General features: G+C 67.5%; 16 protein-coding genes and 1 pseudogene. 7 read left to right on the top strand and 10 right to left on the bottom strand.

The window, feature by feature from the left end; genetic code table 11:
• Position 1: 1 nt before the first annotated feature.
• On the bottom strand, positions 2-1,192 hold the full coding sequence (locus ACQKLX_RS28455) for a nickel/cobalt efflux transporter (RefSeq protein WP_427364918.1): 1,191 nt from the start codon (positions 1,190-1,192) through the stop codon (positions 2-4).
• A gap of 138 nt (positions 1,193-1,330) precedes the next feature.
• Positions 1,331-1,885, bottom strand: a complete 555-nt coding sequence (locus ACQKLX_RS28460; protein ID WP_427364919.1) for a GNAT family N-acetyltransferase — start codon at positions 1,883-1,885, stop codon at positions 1,331-1,333.
• An 89-nt stretch (positions 1,886-1,974) separates the two neighbouring features.
• On the opposite strand from ACQKLX_RS28460, the gene ACQKLX_RS28465 reads away from it, so the two are divergent.
• The 3 genes from ACQKLX_RS28465 to ACQKLX_RS28475 all read left to right on the top strand — a co-directional run bounded on the left by ACQKLX_RS28465 (position 1,975) and on the right by ACQKLX_RS28475 (position 3,529).
• Positions 1,975-2,259, top strand: coding sequence for a metal-sensing transcriptional repressor (locus ACQKLX_RS28465; protein WP_427364920.1), 285 nt, complete (start codon positions 1,975-1,977; stop codon positions 2,257-2,259).
• 63 nt (positions 2,260-2,322) lie between these two features.
• Entirely contained in the window at positions 2,323-2,967 is a 645-nt protein-coding gene (locus ACQKLX_RS28470; RefSeq protein ID WP_427364921.1) for a hypothetical protein, read from the top strand.
• A 115-nt stretch (positions 2,968-3,082) separates the two neighbouring features.
• Positions 3,083-3,529 (top strand): MerR family transcriptional regulator, encoded by a 447-nt coding sequence (locus ACQKLX_RS28475; protein WP_427364922.1) that lies wholly within the window; start codon positions 3,083-3,085, stop codon positions 3,527-3,529.
• A 76-nt stretch (positions 3,530-3,605) separates the two neighbouring features.
• On the opposite strand, the gene ACQKLX_RS28480 is transcribed toward ACQKLX_RS28475, so the two are convergent.
• The 7 genes from ACQKLX_RS28480 to ACQKLX_RS28510 all read right to left on the bottom strand — a co-directional run bounded on the left by ACQKLX_RS28480 (position 3,606) and on the right by ACQKLX_RS28510 (position 12,160).
• On the bottom strand, positions 3,606-4,409 hold the full coding sequence (locus tag ACQKLX_RS28480; RefSeq protein ID WP_427364923.1) for an ATP-binding cassette domain-containing protein: 804 nt from the start codon (positions 4,407-4,409) through the stop codon (positions 3,606-3,608).
• Positions 4,406-5,281 carry an alpha/beta hydrolase gene (locus ACQKLX_RS28485; RefSeq protein WP_427364924.1) on the bottom strand — a complete coding sequence of 292 codons (876 nt, stop codon included), beginning with the start codon at positions 5,279-5,281 and terminating at the stop codon, positions 4,406-4,408. Before ACQKLX_RS28485 ends, ACQKLX_RS28480 begins: the two co-directional genes overlap by 4 nt.
• Before the next feature lie 3 nt (positions 5,282-5,284).
• Complete coding sequence (gene fhuB / locus ACQKLX_RS28490) at positions 5,285-7,273, bottom strand: Fe(3+)-hydroxamate ABC transporter permease FhuB (RefSeq protein ID WP_427364925.1); 1,989 nt, start codon at positions 7,271-7,273, stop codon at positions 5,285-5,287.
• A 3-nt stretch (positions 7,274-7,276) separates the two neighbouring features.
• The gene (locus ACQKLX_RS28495; protein ID WP_427364926.1) at positions 7,277-8,137 is read right to left on the bottom strand and encodes an ABC transporter substrate-binding protein; all 861 of its coding nucleotides are present in this window, start codon (positions 8,135-8,137) and stop codon (positions 7,277-7,279) included.
• A gap of 13 nt (positions 8,138-8,150) precedes the next feature.
• Positions 8,151-10,556 (bottom strand): TonB-dependent siderophore receptor, encoded by a 2,406-nt coding sequence (locus ACQKLX_RS28500; protein ID WP_427364927.1) that lies wholly within the window; start codon positions 10,554-10,556, stop codon positions 8,151-8,153.
• 99 nt (positions 10,557-10,655) lie between these two features.
• A complete protein-coding gene (locus ACQKLX_RS28505) occupies positions 10,656-11,588 on the bottom strand; it encodes a FecR family protein (RefSeq protein WP_427364928.1) in 933 nt (310 codons plus the stop codon).
• A gap of 104 nt (positions 11,589-11,692) precedes the next feature.
• On the bottom strand, positions 11,693-12,160 hold the full coding sequence (locus tag ACQKLX_RS28510) for a sigma-70 family RNA polymerase sigma factor (RefSeq protein ID WP_427364929.1): 468 nt from the start codon (positions 12,158-12,160) through the stop codon (positions 11,693-11,695).
• Positions 12,161-12,521: 361 nt separating this feature from the next.
• On the opposite strand from ACQKLX_RS28510, the gene ACQKLX_RS28515 reads away from it, so the two are divergent.
• From ACQKLX_RS28515 to ACQKLX_RS28525, 3 genes are all read left to right on the top strand, one after another.
• Positions 12,522-13,589 (top strand): SEL1-like repeat protein, encoded by a 1,068-nt coding sequence (locus ACQKLX_RS28515; RefSeq protein WP_427364930.1) that lies wholly within the window; start codon positions 12,522-12,524, stop codon positions 13,587-13,589.
• A complete protein-coding gene (locus tag ACQKLX_RS28520; RefSeq protein ID WP_427364931.1) occupies positions 13,574-15,463 on the top strand; it encodes a tetratricopeptide repeat protein in 1,890 nt (629 codons plus the stop codon). Before ACQKLX_RS28515 ends, ACQKLX_RS28520 begins: the two co-directional genes overlap by 16 nt.
• A 365-nt stretch (positions 15,464-15,828) precedes the next feature.
• Positions 15,829-15,993 (top strand): hypothetical protein, encoded by a 165-nt coding sequence (locus ACQKLX_RS28525; protein WP_427364932.1) that lies wholly within the window; start codon positions 15,829-15,831, stop codon positions 15,991-15,993.
• 41 nt (positions 15,994-16,034) lie between these two features.
• Here ACQKLX_RS28525 and ACQKLX_RS28530 read toward each other — a convergent pair whose 3' ends face one another.
• A complete protein-coding gene (locus ACQKLX_RS28530; RefSeq protein ID WP_427364933.1) occupies positions 16,035-17,465 on the bottom strand; it encodes a helix-turn-helix domain-containing protein in 1,431 nt (476 codons plus the stop codon).
• 114 nt (positions 17,466-17,579) lie between these two features.
• Between ACQKLX_RS28530 and ACQKLX_RS28535 the strand changes: the two are divergent.
• Positions 17,580-17,672 (top strand): annotated as a pseudogene (locus ACQKLX_RS28535) (carboxyl transferase domain-containing protein); the annotation flags it as partial.

Here is a 17,672-nt window from a genome sequence, read left to right on the forward strand (position 1 = left end):
CTCAGCCAGCGCTCGGCGCAGTAGTTATGACGGCAGCCGCCGGCTTGCCGTGCTGCTGCGCCTGCAGGCCGCTCCAGCCATGCCAGCCGGTGTAGAGACCGACCAGGATGATCAGCGCGCTGGAGAAATAGGGCGCCTTCGCCGCCGCGGTCGAGAGCCAGCCGACGCGCTTCGTCGCCTGGCGCACGCCGATCGCTGCGACCGCTCCGACGGTCACCAACGTGATCGCGAGGCCGATCGAGAAGCAGAGCACCAGCACGGCCCCCAGCGAGAACTCGCGCAGCTGGATGCAGAGCAGCAGCACGGTGATCGCCGCCGGACAGGGGATCAGCCCGCCGGTGAGGCCGAACAGGACGATCTGCCAGGTGGTGACGTTGCGGCCGACGAAGCGCTTGCGGATGTCGTTGGCATGCGACAGCGCATGGGCGTCCATATAGCCGTCATTGGCGAGCTCGAGGCCCTTCTGCTGCCGGTGCAGCGGATCGCCGCCCTCGCTGCCCTGCAGAAAGGAGACGTCATAGCCGTGCTCATGGTCGCCATGATCGAGGCTGAGCCGCACCATGAAGTCATAGGGCTCGGCCACCTTCTCGGCCGACTCCATGTAGCCGTCGCGGTCGACGAAGGTGAAGCGCTGGGTGCTGCCGTCGGGCCTCTCGGTGGTCAGCGTCACATATTCGCCCTGCCACTGATCGCCGCTGATCACGGTCAGGCGGAAGTTCGCGGGTTTCTCCGGCGGGATCTCGAGCGCCATGAAGCCGTGGCCGGTGTCGACGCGGTGGCTGAGCGTCGTCTTCCCCCGGTTATTCTCGTAGTCCTCGACCTCACGGGCATGGCGCTTGGCCGCCTTTTGGTCCTGCCAGGTCTGGCGGAACATCCAGGCGGCGATGGCGATGATGATGATGGCGGAGACGAGCTGGAAATAGGGCTCGGTCGTCTCGGGATCGAGTCCCTTGAACAGGTACATGCCGCCGAGAGCGATGCCCCAGACGATGGCCGTGTGAGAGACGGTCGCGGCGAGGCCAAGCAGCACGGCCTGGAAGACGGTGCCGCGCACTGCGACGATGAAGGCCGCCATCATCGTCTTGGAATGGCCTGGCTCGAGCCCGTGCAGCGCCCCGAGCAGGATGGCGGTGGGGATGAAGAACCAGGCGTTGGCGACGCCCTGCTGGAGCAGCTCCGTGAACGAGGTCATGTTGGTCCCGTCAGTTCGGCCGGGCACCCGCATCGCCGCGCCCGCCCGCAACGGGGCCGTCGGCCGAGGATGGCGGTGCCCGATCCTCGCTTGTCCTGACCGAAGGCGGCGCGCGGACTCCTGCCGGCGCAGGCCCGGTCAGGGGGAGTTCGACAAGGACTTGTCGAAATGGATGTAGGCCTCGCGCTCGGCGATCTCGGCATAGCCGCGTCCGCGCCAGAAGCCGAGCGTCGCCGGCGCGTCGGCGCTGGCGTGCAGATAGAGCGTGCCGTAGCCGAGGCGCTGCGCCTCGTCCTCGGCGATCTCGTTGAGCCAGCGGCCGATCTGCCGGCCACGCTGGTCGGCGCGGACATAGACCCGCACGAGTTGCGGCACCTGATCGGGCTGCGGATAGCGTGCCGCAAGGTATGCGGCGAGATTGGGCTTCCAGCCGAGATGATAGAGGCCGGCGGTCGCGACAATGGCGCCGCCCGCATTCCGGGCAGTCCAGAACGCGCCGCGGTTATGAACGCTGTACCAGGAGCGGGCCGGCTCTGCGGTCAACGAATCGAGGTCGGCATGCCAGTCGGGCCGATAGTCGGTGCTGTAGTATTCCTTGATCACCGCGAGGCAGAAGGCGCGGGCCTCGGCGTGCCGGGCATCCGGCTGGTCGGGCAGCCGCTCGAGCGCGAGCATGGGGCGGGTCTCGGACATCTGTCTCATTTCCGCAGCTGGCCACGTCCATCTTGCCGGCTGATGATAAATACTGTATCCCCTCCCCCAGGATAGGATCAAGCCCCAAAATGGAACCGCACGAGCATATCCATCACCAGCGCCACCCCGAGATCATCACCCGGCTGAAGCGGGCCGAGGGGCATCTGCGCTCGACCATCGAGATGGTGATCAATGTCCGCTCCTGCCTGGAGATCGCCCAGCAGCTCCAGGCGGTCGAGAGCGCCATCGCCAACGCCCGCAAGATCCTGATCCAGGAGCATATCGACCACTGCCTCGAGGAAGCGGCCGGCCACGTCCCGGCCGACGCCCGCGAGTTGCTCAAGGAATTCAAGGCCGTCACCAAGTTCCTCTGACGGCGCGCCAGCCCCCGGTTCGGCGGGCTCCCGCCGGCCTCAAGACTGCAGCGGAGAGCACCCATGACGCAGCCTGCCTCGATCCATATGGGCCATGGCCAGATGGTCGACATCGTCACCGTCGGCCCAGACGCCTGGGAGCTCGTCTTCAGCGAGGCGGGCGTCACCGACTATAGGGCGCCGCCGCTCGCCGAGGTCGAGGTCGACGCCATCGACGCCTCGGGTCGCATCCACCCGCTGGCCGTCTCGGCCGGCAGCGACGGCTCCCGCGTCAAGGCGAGCGGCCACGTCGCCGGCGCCTATCGGACGCGGGTGCGTGTCCTCCACGGCGACCATTTCCACACGCGTGAATCGCTGCTGCCCGGAGCCGTTGCGCTCGCCCCGACGCCAGGGCCGAACGGGGGCGCGCTCGCGCGCTTCGACGACGGTCTCGACGTCGAACTGAGCTGGATCGATCCGACACGCTGGCAGCTCACCTTCCTGCGGAACGGCAAGCCGGCGAGCGCCCCCGCTTCCGCGACCGTCGTCGCACAGGCGGTGGGACCGCGAGCCGAGGACTACCAGATCCGCAACCTGGCGACCGAGTCCGGCCCCAGCGGCGAAACGCTGGTCGTCGGCGGCAAGATCAAGGATGCCGTCTTTGCCCGGCTCACGGTGAAGGGAGCCACGGGAGAGCAGGTCCGCAGCATCCCGATCGTCCCGGCTTGAGCCCAAGGACGCGTGTATCGGCCCGGTGACGCTCGCCCTCCGGCGTTGCGACGTGCCGGCGAAAGGACTGAGGTGCGACAAGGCTCGAGCCTTGCCGCGATCGTGGGAGGTCGTCATGGATGAACTGCCGATCGGCGAACTGTCCCAAGGGACCGGCGTCAAGGTTCCGACGATCCGCTTCTACGAGCAGATCGGCCTGCTGAAGGAGCCGAGGCGCACCAGCAGCAACCGGCGCTACTACAATGGCGACGACGTCAAGCGGTTGCGCTTCATTCGCCACTCCCGCGAGCTGGGCTTCGAGATCGACGACATCCGCGCACTGCTCGCGATGTATGACGAGCCGCAATCCTCGTGCGAGAGCGTCCACCGGATCGCCAAGCGCCATCTCGACCAGATCGAGCTGCGCATCGGCCAGCTCCAGGCCCTGCGCGGCGAATTGCAGCGCATGGTCCATGAAGGCCAGCACGGCCGCATCTGCGATTGCCGAGTCATCGAGGTGCTCGCCGACCACGACCAGTGTCAGCACGATCACGCCCGCGCCGGCAGCATCGCGGAAAGATGAACTCCTACCGACCGCCGACACTCAATCGACGGGTCGAGATAAATGCGCATCAGGCGCATATTGGAATGGTGCTCTATCACGCAAAGGCCAGCGGCCTGCCGCTTTTGGGATGTGGCATCACGCCGATATCGCAGCCGTAGATCGCGCGCAGGACATCCGGCCTGATCACCTGGTCGGGTGTCCCGCGGGCGACGAGCCGTCCGGAATGGAGCGCGATGATCTCGTCGCAGAAGCACGCAGCCATGTTGACGTCGTGCACGACGATGACGACGCCGATGCTCCGCTCGTCGCAGAGCCGCTTGACCAGCGCCAGCACCTCGAGCTGATGGGCGATGTCGAGGGCCGATATCGGCTCGTCGAGCAACAGGCATTGGGCGTCCTGCGCTATCAGCATGGCGAGCCAGACCCGTTGGCGCTCGCCGCCTGAGAGTGTTTCGACGAGCCTGTCAGCGAAGGTGATGGTGTCGGTCAGAACCATCGCCTCTTCGACCTTCTGCTGGTCGCGCGGGCCGAAGCGGCCGAGCGCGCCGTGCCAGGGATAGCGGCCGAAGGCAACGAGCTCCCGGGCGAGGAGACCGGCTGCTGGAGCCGGCTGTTGCGGGAGATAGGCGACATGGCGAGCGAATTCGCGCTCGGGGTAGAGGGCCACGCCCTGTCCCTGAAGCTGGATCGACCCGACCGTCGGCTGGTGCTGGCGAGCCAGCAGCTTGACGAGCGTTGATTTGCCGGAACCGTTATGGCCGATCAGCCCGATCACGCGACCGGCCGGCAGCACCAGTGACAGGGGCTGGAGCAATACGCGACCGCCGATCGCGAGTGACGCGGCCTCGAGCTCGAAAAGTGGCGGACCGTCCCGCATCGGGCGCGACCGGGCGATCATGGCTCGCCTCCGACATCGACGCCGTCCTGCGGGCCGAAGGCGAAGCGCACTGCGCGGTTGATGGCGACGGGAAGCACGGACATGTGCGTCTCACCTTCGAAGACGGCGAAGGTCGCATCGCAGCCAGCCTCCGTCAGGTGTCCGGCCATGGCGCGGGTCTCGTCGATGGTCTTGGCTTCCTGCAGACGTCGGCTACGCTGCTCCGCATCGGCCGCGCCGCGCTGGAACGGCGCCAGGTCCTGCTCGTATTCGCCGACGCCGAGCAGCACGCGCGCCGAGCGCGCTACGGCCAGCCGCCCGTCGGGGGCAAACCGCAGCAGGTTGTGCTCCTCCCACCAGATCGCCGGGCTGATGGCGATCCAGTCGCGAAAGGCGCCCGGCCGCGTGAACAGCGCGTAGAGCACGAACAGGCCACCGAAGGAGTGACCGAAGATCGCCTGCCTGGCGGCATCGAGCCGGACCCGTGAGGCGATCGCGGGCTTGAGCTCATCTTCGATGAAGTTCAGGAAGGTCTCCGCTCCGCCAGTCCGGACCTCGGGGCCGCCTTCGCTGTGCGGCGGATAGCTCCGGCCGGGGGGAGGGCCATAGTCCCAGGAGCGGCGCACGCTGTCATAGGCGCCCTCGGCAGGATAGCCGATCCCGACCACGACGGCATCACCGATGCCGGTGCCGAGCGGATAGGCCGCCTGGACGCGCAGCACCTCGACCGTGGTGGCGATGACGGCATTGGCGTCGAGCAGATGGATCGCAGGCCAGCCATCCGCCGGCGGCTCGCCCGGCGGAATGCGCAGGAAGATGCGGTAGGGTGCGCCGCCGGCACGCGGCACGAGATCGAACCATATCGTCTCCGGAATCGCTGCGAGTGTGCCCACGCATCATCTCCGTGCAAGAAGGGCGATCAGTACCGGCCCGCCGATCAGCGTCGCGACCAGCCCGGCCGGCATCTGCCAGGGGAAGGCGACGACCCGGCCGAGCCAGTCGGCCATGACCATCACCAGCGCGCCGCTGAGCCCCGCGGCAACGAGTTGCGGGCCCGCGCGCTGCAGGCCGAGCAGGCGGGAGAGATGCGGCGTCATCAGCCCCACGAACGTCAGCGGCCCGACGACGAGCGTCGCCGCGGCCGTCAGGGCCGCGGCCAGCAGCAGCAGGAGCAGGCGCACGAGCGGCAGCCTGAGCCCGAGCGAGGCGCCGGCGGCATCGCCGAGCACTATCAGGTCGAGCCAGCGCAGGCTCGGTGCCGTCAGCGCGACGAGCAGGATCGCGCTTGCCGCCGCCCAGGCCAGTTGTGTCTCGTCGACGGCATAGGTCGAACCCGTCATCCAGCCGAGCAGCAGCATGGCGCGTGGATCGCCGCTGGCCGTAAGAGCGCCGACGAGTGCATCGAGCAGGGCCCCTATCGCGATGCCGGCGAGCAGCAGGCGTTCCGGCGTGAAGCCGGAGCGGCGCCCGAGCGCCAGCATGATGGCGAGCACGAGCGCCGCGCCGGCCGTGGCGGCGGCGATCTGCTGGTCGCGGCTCGCCGCCGGCAGCGCAAACAGCGCCGCGATCATACCGAGAGCGGCGCCGGCGCTGACGCCGAGGACTTCGGGGCTCGCCATCGGATTGCGCAGCAGGCGCTGCAGGATGGTTCCGGCGACGCCGAGCATCGTACCGGCGCAGAAGGCGGCGAGGCTGCGCGGCACACGCCAGGGCGATAGGGCCGCAAAGGTCTCGCCCCAGGCGAAGGACCAGCCACCACCGGCGTCGCGCCCGAGCGTCAGTGCCAGGGCTGTCGTCGCCGCCAGCAAGAAGCCGAGCAGCGCCAGGGTCAGGACCGGCCGGTCGCTGCGCCCCGCCACGCCGGCCTGGCTCGCTTGAGGTTCTGCATTGCGCAGGCGTGGCAGCAGCCAGAGCAGCATCGGCGCCCCGAACAAGGCCGTCACGGCGCCGGTCGGCACCTGGCTGCCGGCCGGTCCGCCGGACAGCAGCAGGCTCTGGTCTGTCAGCCACAGGAGTCCGGCGCCGATGACGGGCGCCCAGAGCATCTGGTCGACGAGCCGGCGCGCGCCACCGAGCCTCGCGATCGCCGGCGCGATCAGACCGATGAAGCCGATGACGCCGACGAGGCTGACGACGGTGCTGCTGAGCCCGACCGCAAGGGCGAGCGCCGTAAGCCGCACGAACTGAAGCGAGAGGCCGAGGCTGCGCACGCCCTCGTCGTCGAGCGCGAGCAGCGTCATGGGGCGAAGCAGCAGCAGCGCCAGGCCGGCCAAGCCGGCCAGCCGCCAGGAGAGCCCGATCGCGACATCCCAGCCCTGCTGGGCGAGCGAGCCGTTGCCCCACAGGAACAGCCCGGTCAACGCGTGCTCCTCGAACAGCAGCAGCAAGGCCGAGAGCGAGCCGCAATAGAGGCCGAGCACCAAGCCGCCGAGCACGAGCGCGAGTGGCGAGAGGCCGCGTCGCCAGGCGAGCGCGATCGTCGCCGCTATTGCGGCGGCACCACCCAGGAAAGCGACACCCTCGCGCCCGATGCCGAGCAGAAGCGGCGCGCCCCAGAGCGTCGCGATGCTGAGCGCGAGCTTGGCGCCGGCGGCGACACCGAGCGTCGTCGGGCTCGCGAGCGGGTTGCGCAGCACCTGCTGGAAGATCATGCCGGCGAGGCCGAGCGCGGCGCCGCACAGAATGCTGACCGCCATGCGCGGCAACAGCGACTGTCGCAGGACGAGGATATCCATATCACCCGAACCCGCGTCGAGCAGCGCCGGCCATTGCGATGCCGGCAGGCGGATGGCGAGCGTCCAGAGCGACAGCGCCAGAGCCGAAGCCAGCAGCGGCAGAGCCAACCGCCAGGGATGGGGCGCCACCTGGCTTGTGAACTGGGACATGGTTCAGGCCTGCGCGAGCCGCTGGCCGATCAGGCGCGCGAACCGCATCGCCGAAGGTACGCAGCCGAACATCAGGACGGGCGGCAGGCCGTTGACCCGGCCGGCCCTCACGAAAGAAAGAGCCTGCCAGATCGGGTTGCGCGCCAGCGCCTGCAGCACACCCGCAGGGACGGGATCGAAATAGACCAGTTGCGCCTCGCGGCCGGTCTGCAGCGCCTCGATGCCGACGGTGGCGAAGCCCCAGTAGTTGGTCTGGCCCGTCCAGGCGTTTTCAACGCCGATCCGGTCGAGCACATCCTGATAGAGGCTCTTCGCGCCGTAGATCCGGACATGGCGCTGATCCATGAAATTCACGAGATGGACGGGAGGTTGCGGCCGCCCCTGCAAGCTCTCACGGACTCCTGCGAAGGTCGCATCCGCATCCGCCGCCAGCCTGTCGGCGGCCTGCGGTTCGCCGATCAGCACGGCGAGCCGGCGCGCCGCCTCACCCGCCAGCGCCAGCGGACGGCCCTCGGGTGCGTAGATCGGCAGCGAGACGACCGGCGCGATCCGCTCCAGCCGGTGATGGATGCCGGCGAGATAGGGGGTGCTGAGGATCGCGTCCGGCCTCAGAGCCTGGAGCACTTCGAGATTGGGTTCCCGGCTGGTGCCGAGATTGACGATGCCCGGCGGCAGCGGCTCCCCGACCCAGCGCTCGAAGTCCTGCGAGGCGACCAGCGCCTGCGGCGGGCAGCCGAGCCGGACCAGGGTCTCGGCGAGGCCGTAATCCATCACCGCCAGCCGCCGCTGCGCCGCGGATGCGGCTGAGGACCGCGCGAGCGCGCAACCCGCCAGAGCATTCACGAAGGCGCGGCGGTCGAGCATCATGATCCGCCTGTCACCACCGGTAGGTCATGGTGCCGATCACGGTGCGGCCCTGGCTGAGATAGCAGAAGCCGGCATTGCAGACGCTGACCTGTTTGTCGGCAATGTTGTTGGCGGCGACCGAGGCGGTCAGTCCCGCCAGCTTCGGATTCATCTTGCCGAAATCATAGCGCAGCACGGCGTCGAACAGCGTGTAGGCGTCGTTCTTGCCGGTGTTGTCGTTCGTCGTCCAGGTCTCGCCGACATAGCGTGCGCCGACGCCCGCGCCGAGCCCGGCGAACACTCCACTCTGGATGTTGTAGTTCATCCAGAGCGAGGCGACATGGCGCGGCGTCACTGCCGGCACGCGGCCGAGCTCGCTCGCGACCGTCGTCTTGGTGATCTCCGCATCCGAGAAGGTGTAGGCGGCGGTGAGGTCGAGCCCGTCCACCAGCCTGGCGCGCGCTTCCAGCTCGATGCCGCGTACCGTGACTTCGCCGACCGAGACGTAATAGGGCAGGCCGGCGACATAGCCGCCGAGCTTGGGCGCGTTCTTCTCCTTGAGCTGATAGGCCGAGGCGGTGAGCAGGATGCGGCCATCGCCCGGCTGGTATTTCAGGCCGGCCTCGATCTGCTCGCCTTTCGATGGCTCAAGCACGGTGCCGCCAAGCCCCTGGCTGGTGACCGGCTGGAACGAGGTCGCATAGCTGACATAGGGCGCAAGCCCGTTGTCGAAGAGGTAGAGCAGGCCGGCGCTGTAGGTGAAGGCGTCGTCCTTTCGGTCGACCGTGACCGCGCGCGTGATCAGGTTGGACTGCTTGCGCTCAGTCCAGTCCTGGCGGGCACTGAGCGCCAGACGCCAGTTGCCGAAGCTGATCTGGTCCTGCGCATAGAGCCCGAGCTGCGCCAGTTGCTCCCGGGAGCGATAGGCATAGGGCGGTGTCGGGCCGCGAATGCCGGAAATGGGGTTGGCAATGTCGAGCGCATAGGCGGGGACGACGCCGCTCTGCCCGAGGCCGAAGCGCCAGATGTTGTGGTCGTAGTTCAGCCCGACGAGCAGCTTGTGCGCGATCGGGCCGGTGCGGAAGTTTGCCTCGACATTGTTGTCGGTCTGGAAGCTCGCCAGGCGATCACCGACGGAGACCGCGCCTCGCTGGTAGATCGTCGATGCCGGGCTGGCGAAGCTGCCGCTGAGATAGCGCGATTCGGCATCGATCGCGCTGTAGCGAACCTTCTGGCGGAAGGTGAAGACGTCGTCGAACTTGTGCTCGAAGGCATAGCCGATCTGGGCCTGCTTCTGCTTCAGATAGTCGTAGCGCGCATCGCTGCTGCGCAGCTTCAGCACCGCGCCGTTCCGGTTGATGCCGGCGACGTTGGAATCGGTCTCGTCCTGCTGGTAGAGCGCTTGGACAGTGAGCGAGGTCGCCGCGTTCGGCCGCCAGGTGAAGGACGGCGCGATCAGCACGCGCTGGTCGGCGATGTCGAGATTGGTGTCCCCAAGGCGGCCGAGCCCGACAACGCGATAGAGCATGGTCTTGTCGGGATCGAGCGGGCCGCCGACATCGAAGGCTCCCTGCACGCGGCCATAGGTACCGAGTTGGGCGCTCACTTCGCCGAAGCTGTAGTCGGTCGGCAGCTTGGAGCGCCGGTCGACCAGGCCGCCCGGCACGCTCTGGCCATAGAGCACCGCGGCGGGGCCCTTGATCACCTCGATGCGATCGAGCTGGTAGGGCTCGGTCCGGAAGGTGGTGAAGCCGGCCGGGAACTGCTTCAACCCGTCGCGGAAATCGCCCAGCGTCGTCATCGGGAAGCCGCGGACGTAGATCTGGTCGAAGCGCGGATCGTAGCCGAAGGCACCGGTCGTGACGCCGGCGGTATAGCGCAGGGCCTCCGGCACGCTGGTGACACCGCGATCGTCGAGCTCCTGGCGCGTCACCACGCTGATGGAGCGCGGGGTTTCGATCAGCGGCGTCGAGGTCTTGCTGCCGGCGGAGCCGTTGCGCGCGACATAGCCGATGACGCCCTGGTCCTGGACGTCGATCGTGTCGAGCGGAATGGCTCCGGCTGTTGCCCCGGCGGCCGCGGCGGCCGGGGCCCGTGTGATCGTCACGCTGTTCGGCCCGGAGAAGCGGTAGCTCAGCCCCGTGCCGGCGAGCAGGCGAGCGAGGCCTTCCTGCGCCGTGAAGCTGCCGCTGAGCCCAGCGCTCGATAGGCCGCGCGTCGTCACGCCGCTATAGACGAGTTGAAGCTGGGAGATGTCGGCGAAGCGGTTGAGCGCCGGAGCGAGCGGGCCGGGCGGGATCGCAAAGCTGCGCGCCGCGGCCGGGACATTCGCGGTTTGCGCGATCGCCGGGACCGGCGCGCAGGCCATCGCGAGCAAGGCCGCGACGCTCGCAGTCCGCATCAGTGCCGCGAACCGCCCCTTTTCCGACAGGCTCATTCCGATCTCCGCTTCGACGCATGCGCGGGTCTCGTCCTGCCCGCATGGCGCTAAGACGAAGCCGGCCGCGAAAACAGGAGGTCGCCGATCAGGATTTTTTCAGCGGTGGAGCAGGACGAGATAGCTCGTCAGCCGCGTCGAGCGCAGGCTGAGCGAGGATTCGAGCATGGTCACGATCTGCAGCGGGTCTTTCGTCTCGAAGACGCCGCTGACGCGATGATTGCGGATGGCCGGATCGACGATCTGGATGCGCCCGTGGTGATAACGATTGAGCTGTTCGACCACAGCTCCGAGCGGCTGATCGACGAAGATCAGCTTGCCGCGGCGCCAGGCGGTCTCGGCGTCGGCGTCGACGATCTCGATCGCGTTGATCTGCGAGCGGGACAGGCGTGCGGACTGACCCGGCGAGAGGGCGGAGCTGCGCTCGGGCGCCTCGGCCGGCGCGACCGCGACGCGGCTTTCCAGCACGGTGACGACGGCCTCGTCGTCGTCCTGCCGAACCGCGAAGGCCGTTCCCAGCGCCGTAGCCGCGCCGGAGCGCGCTTCGACGATGAAGGGACGGGCGGTATCCTTCGCCACCGTGAACAGCGCTTCGCCGCTCAAGAGCCGGATGCGACGCTCGCCAGCGCCGTAACGGATCGCCACCGCAGTATCGGTATTGAGGCTGATCCGCGAGCCATCGGCCAGGACGAGGTCGCGGGTTTCTCCGACGGCGGTGGCGTAGTCGGAGCGCTGGCGGACCCACCAGTGCTGGACCTGCGGTGCGACGGCGATCGCCAGCATGGCTGCGAGCCCGGCGGCGATCGCATTCCGGCGCCAGATCGGACGCTGTCGCGCGGTCGGCAACGCGGGGCGCGGCACGGCCGCCAGGGATGACCAGGTCCGCGCCACCTCGTCATAGGCCTCCCGATGTGGCGCGTGCGCGAGCCAGCGCTGGAATGCGCGTTCGTCTCTCGGCACCAGCGGCCCGGCGTCGCGCCGGAAATACCAGGCGGCCGCTTCCTCCCTGACCGCTTCGTCTTCGTCAGCCATCTTGGCTCGCCTCACAACAGGCCCGCGCTTTTTCTCGAGTGCCCGTCACTAAGACGAACAGCTCCGCGGAAACAGGAGCTTACATGTCGCAATGAAGGGCGCGGTCAATCCGTCTCGCGCAGCCGGCGCGAGCAATGCAATGTCGCTGTGCGCAGGTGCTTTTCCACCATGTTGCGCGAAATGCCCATGCGGCGCGCGATCTCGTCCTGGGACAGATCGTCGAAGCGGCGCAGCACGAAACATTCCCGGCAACGCGGCGGCAATTCCTCGACGGCGCGCGAGAGGATCGCGAGCCGCTCTCGCCAGATCAAGGCCGTTTCCGCATCGGGCGAGGAATCGGCGGCATCGAGATGGTCGAGGGCGTCGATCGGCTGCCGGATCTGGCGCCGCTGATGGTCGAGGACGAGATTTGCCAGGATGCGATAGAGAAAGGCGCGGGGGCTGGCGATACCGCCATCGTCGACGCGCGTGAAGCGCAGACAGGCTTCCTGCACGAGATCGTCTGCGGCATGCGCGCCGCCCAGCCGCCGCCGCGCGAAGCGCAGAAGCTCACCATAGCAGGCTTCGATCACGCGGGAACTCAAGGCTGACGCTGGACCATTCATCCGGGAACAGGGGGCGCTACTGACGATCACGCTTCACGCAGCGATAGATCAGGAGAATTAACTCTGCAATATCAATATTTTAGAAGAATTCCAGGGTGTGATCGCTGCCAAACCGGGGGCTGAATCTCTGCTCACCCTTGGCCGAACGGCATGGCGTCTCGAAGCCGAGCTGTGCGAATCAGGACGCTCCGCAGTCAACCAAGAGCGGTTTCCGGGTGCGTGAGCGGGAGGCAGTCTCAAAACCGCCCCGGTTCCGTTTCTCTGTTCCGCCATGCTGCGCCTGCCCGCCTTCAGTCTCGTCCTCCTTCTCGCCGTGGAACAATCGGCCGTGGCGTTCGATCTCGCCGACCTGCGGCAGCGTGCCGAGAAGGGCGACGCCTCGGCTCTGTTCGAGCTCGGCAAGGCCTATCAGGGCGGGAGCGGCGTCAAGCCCGACCCGCGCCGGGCCTTGAGTTATTACGAACGCGCCGCGGCTCTCGATCATTGGCCCGCGGTCAACAACTTCGCCGCTGCCCTCGAGCGTGGCGATGGAGCAAAGCCCGATGTCAGGCGGGCGGAAGCGCTCTATGAGCGGGCCGCGGCAGCCGGTCACATGGTGGCGCGCTACAATCTCGCAATCCTGCTGTTGAAGCGTCAGGGTGGCGCGCAGGACGATGCGCGCGCCGCGCAATTGCTGCGCGAAGCTGCCGAGCAGGGTCATATCAACGCCCAGATCGCACTCGCCGGTCTGCTGCAAGCCGGACGTGGCGTGCCCCAGGACCTCTCGCAGGCGCTCGACTGGCTGCGCAGGGCCGCGGCGGCCGGCTGCGTCCCGGCCAAGACCTCGCTCGCGTTCGCCTATCAGCGCGGAACCGGCACGCCGGCCAATCTGCCGGCGGCGATCGCGCTCTATCGAGACGCCGCCGAGGCGGGTGATGCCACCGCCCAGTACAATCTCGGGCTGCGCTATGCCCGAGGCGAAGGTGTCGCCCGCGATGACGGCATCGCCCTGCAATGGTTCCGCAAGGCGGCCGACCGGGATTTTCCGCATGCGCTGAATGCGCTCGGCGTCATCTATGCGCGGGGTACCGCAGTCCCGCAAAACCTGTCGGAGGCGCTGCGGCTTTATCGGCTTGCAGCCGAGCGCGGCAATGTCGACGGGCAGACCAATCTCGGAATGGCCTATCGCAACGGCACGCAAGTTGCCGCCGACCCGGTGCAGGCCGCCATGTGGCTGACGCTGGCAGCCGCGCAGCCGGCCGGCGAGGAGGCGCGCAACGCGCTCGGCGCCGTCAGGGAAGGGCTCGCCCCGGCGCAGTGGCGAAGGGTCCAGGAGATGGCGGGCCGCTGGCGCGCGCGACCGCCGGCTATCGGCAGCGATGCAGCAAGGGAGAACCGGGGATGCGAGAACGGCTGAAGCGGCAGGTCGCGCTGCGGCCGCTCCTGACGTTTGCTACGGCGCTGCTGACCAGTGGTCTGCTGATCGAAGCTGCGGCTGCACAGACCAGCCGCGACGCGCGCTCCTGCTTTTCCGTTTCCGACGAGGCGCGGCTCTGGAAGCATTGCCGCGCGGCTACTGGCAGCGCCAAGGACGTTCCGACCGTACGCGCTCGCGCCCATGGACGCCTCGCCGATCTTTTTCGCCAGCGTGGCGACCATGAGCGTGCAATCCAGGAGCTCAACGCTGCGATCGCGCTCGACCCGGAGAACCTGCGCTATTTCTCCAATCGCGCCGTGGCCTATTCCTACAAGGGCGAGCGCGAACGGGCGGTCGCCGACTATGGGCAGGTGATCGCTCGCGATCCCAAGAACGCGCTGCATTACTTCAACCGCGGCGTCGAATATGCCGATGGCGGCGAACTCGACCTCGCCATCGCCGATTTCGGCGAGGCGATCCGGCTCAAGCCGGATTTCCACGAAGCCTATGACAATCGCGGCGCCGCCTTTTTCCTCAGGAAGGATTTTGGCAAAGCCTCGGCGGATTTCGACAAGGCGATCGCGCTTGCGCCGCGCTTCGCCAATGCGCGCTATAATCGCGGCGTCTTCCTGATCGAGCAGGGCCGTCTCGACGAAGCGCTGAAGGATCTCGACGAAGCTGTCCGCCTCGCGCCGCAGGACCCCAATATCCACGTCAAGCGCGGCAAGGCGCTGTTTCTCAAGGGCGAGCTGCTGAAAGCCGCCGCCGAATTCACCCAGACCCTGCGTGCCGCGCCCGGCTCGGTCGAAGCGCTGCGATTGCGCGCCGCCGCTGCCCTCAAGCTCGGTGAGCCCGCACGCGCCGTCGCGGACTATACCGCGCTGCTGCGACTGCGCCCGGACGACCCTGCCGTCTATCTCGGTCGCGCCGAGGCTTATCGTGCGGCGGGCGACCTGCCACGAGCGCTGCTCGATCTCGACGATGCCGCGAAGCGTTCGCAAGGAGATCCGCTGCCGCTGGCGACCCGTGCTCGCTTCCGCATCGAACGGGGTGATCTCGACGGTGCCTCGACCGATCTCGATGCTGCGCTCGCGCTCGACCCTGCCTTCGCGCCGGCGCTCGCGGCACGCGGCGCGCTTCTCGTCCGCCGCAACCAGCCAGACGACGCCCTCATGGCCCTCGACAGGGCGCTGGAGCACGCGCCCGACAATGCCGAGGCGCGGCGCCAGCGCGCCGAACTGCTCGCCCGGAAGGGTCAGCTTGATCGCGCGCTCGTCGACTACGATGCCCTGATCGCCAGCGCTCCGACAGAGCCGAAGCTCTACTGGTCACGCGCATTGATCCGCGCCCGGCTCGACGATTTCGACCGGGCCGTCGCCGATATCGACAAGGTGATGGAACTGGATACCGGCAATGTGGGCGCCATGCTGTTCGAGCGCGCCAAGCTCAAGCGCCTGAAGGGCGACGCGGAGGGCGCGCTCGCCGATCTCGGCGCAATCATCGACATCGGCCAGGCGCAGGTTGGGCCAGCCTTCTTCGAACGAGCCAACCTGCACGCACGGAGAGGCGATTTCGCTTCGGCGCTCGCCGATATCGACCGGGCGTTCGCACGCGGTGTCGACGATGTCCGGGCGCACAATCTCCGCGGCTGGGCGCTGGTCAAGCTTGGCCGCGCCGCCGATGCGCTGACCAGCGCCGACCTCGCCGTCGCCAGGGATCCGCGCGCGGCCTATGCTCACGACACGCGGGCCCACGCACTGGAAGCACTGGGCCGCCGCGAAGAGGCGATCGCAGCGTACAGGCAGGCGTTGACGCTCGACCCACAAGAAGCGGAAGCGCAGGCCGGGCTAAAGCGCTTGGGCATCACGCCATAGGCTTTGCGACAACGCTTCGGCAGCGCACGCGCAGCCATGATGAATGCCTAGCGAGGCCTCTTGGCAGCCCCTCTTGGGCTCTGCATTCTGAAGCCTGCTGCCGGGCAGATGCTAGCTCTCCGCGTCGCGGCCGCCCCCAAAACGCGGATCATGTTCGATTAGCTCGATCAGCGGTTCGGTGAGGATCCGGATCTTCCTTTCCGGATGCTGGCCAGGCGGACGCAGGACGTAAGCACCTGCCTGGGGCATCCGGCAGCGGTTACCTCTCCGTCCCCTTCGCCGAGGATGTCGAATTGTCGATGCGTATCGGCTGAGCTGCATCCCCTGAGCGACCTGTCCAGCGCCGCCTCATTCAGAGACTGATGATGACTGATCCAGATCGGCCCGACCTGGCCTATCGCCGCATGCTTGCCCTGACGGCCGCGCTGTTCCTGTCCTACCTCACCGTCGCCATGTCGTTGCCGGCCGTGCCCGTCCATGTCGTGCAGGGCAGCGAGGTCCTGCAGGCCTATCGTGAGGCTGGACAATAGTGCGCCGGCATTCGCTGTCTTCGGAAAAGCGTGGACATGCCCTAGTCGCCAAGCCGATAAGGTACGGCTTCGCGGAGATCGGGGTCGATCTGGATCGACGCGCCCGCCGGCGGGAAGGCGCGTTGTGAGCAGTTGTGTCGCTCGCAGAGTCGGCAGCTGGTTCCGATCTTGACGATGGACCTGACATTCTCGGTGTCCAGCTCGTCGGCATGGACGAGCTGATTGGCGTCTGACAATTCGCACCCCAGACCGATGGCATAGCGTCGACGCACGGCGCTGTACCCGATCCCGGCTTTCGTGATGGCCTGCGCCAGTGAGAGATAGCGTGTTCCGTCCGGCATCTCGGCGATCTGCGCGAGCATGCGATCCGGCGTCTCGAAGGCCTGGTGCACGTTCCAGAGCGGGCAGGCTCCGCCATAGCGCGCAAAACGCAAGCGAGTCGCGCTGTGGCGTTTGGTGATGTTTCCCGCGCGATCGATGCGGAGGAAGTAAAACGGCACGCCCCGCGCGCCCGGCCGCTGCAGAGTAGAGAGGCGATGAGCGACCTGTTCGAGGCTCGCTCCGAACAGATGGGTCAGGATGCTGAGATCGTGACGGTGCAGCCGGGCGGCGTCGCGGAATCTCTGGTAGGGCAGGATCAGGGCGCCTGCGAAATAATTGGCGAGGGCGACGGAGCAGACGGCATTGGCGTTCGTGCTCCGGAAGTCGGCCTGCGCCAGGACTGCCATCGCGACATCCTGGGCCTCGAACAAGGCGAGCTGGTGGGCGAGCGCGAAGGTCTGGCTCGATAGCTCGGCACTGCCGTCGATGTGCAGGGTTCGAGACGCACGGTCGAATTGCCTGATAGGTCGGTCGAAGCCGAAGGTGCGGTCGATCTTCACTGCGAGCCGGTGGCGCAACTCGAGCCTGTCGATCAAGGCGCCTGACAACTCGGAGGCATCGGCCCCGAGCTCGGCATGGGTTGCTTCGGCTTGCCGGTCCAGATCGTCGACATAGTTGCCGATCTGGTGAAAGAAGTCGCGCACTTCATCATAAGGAAACGCGAGCGCACCGCCCGCATGGCCTGGCTCAGAATGCGACAAGGTCTGGTCCAGAGCCTGGTACTTGTCTTCGAGCGCCCTGTTGGCCGCCTGCAGCCGGACGAGCGCCCTGGCGACGCTCGGCGCGTGCTGGATCACCGCCTGCAGCTCAGCCGACGGCGGGGCCGGGTGGGCAAGAGCCGGATCCGAGAGAGCATCTTGCAGATCGACGAGCAGCCGATCCTCGTCACTGTTCGAAATTTGCGAGATATCGACGCGAAAGACGCGCGTGAGCTCGACAAGCACAGCGGCGCTCAGCGGCCGCTGTGACCGCTCGATCTGATTCAGGTAGCTCGGCGAAATCCCGATCTTCCGGGCGAGGAGTTGTTGTGGCCAGCCGGCTTCCTCGCGCAGTCTGCGAACCGCCGGGCCAGCAAATACCTTGCGCTTCATTTAGCAAATTCGCCCTCTTCGCAACTTTGCAATTTTGCATGGTTTTTCGAGACACGCAAAGCAGCCCAGCCCTATTGCTCGCGGGGATGCAGATATCGGGGCTCCGGGTTTGCGATGAAAGACATTCTCGAACAGCTTGAAGACCGGCGCGCGGGCGCGCGTCTGGGCGGCGGCGAGCGGCGCATCACGGCGCAGCACAGCAGAGGC

The organism is Allobosea sp. NPDC003192, from assembly GCF_050275675.1.
Classification (GTDB): Bacteria; Pseudomonadota; Alphaproteobacteria; order Rhizobiales; family Beijerinckiaceae; genus Allobosea.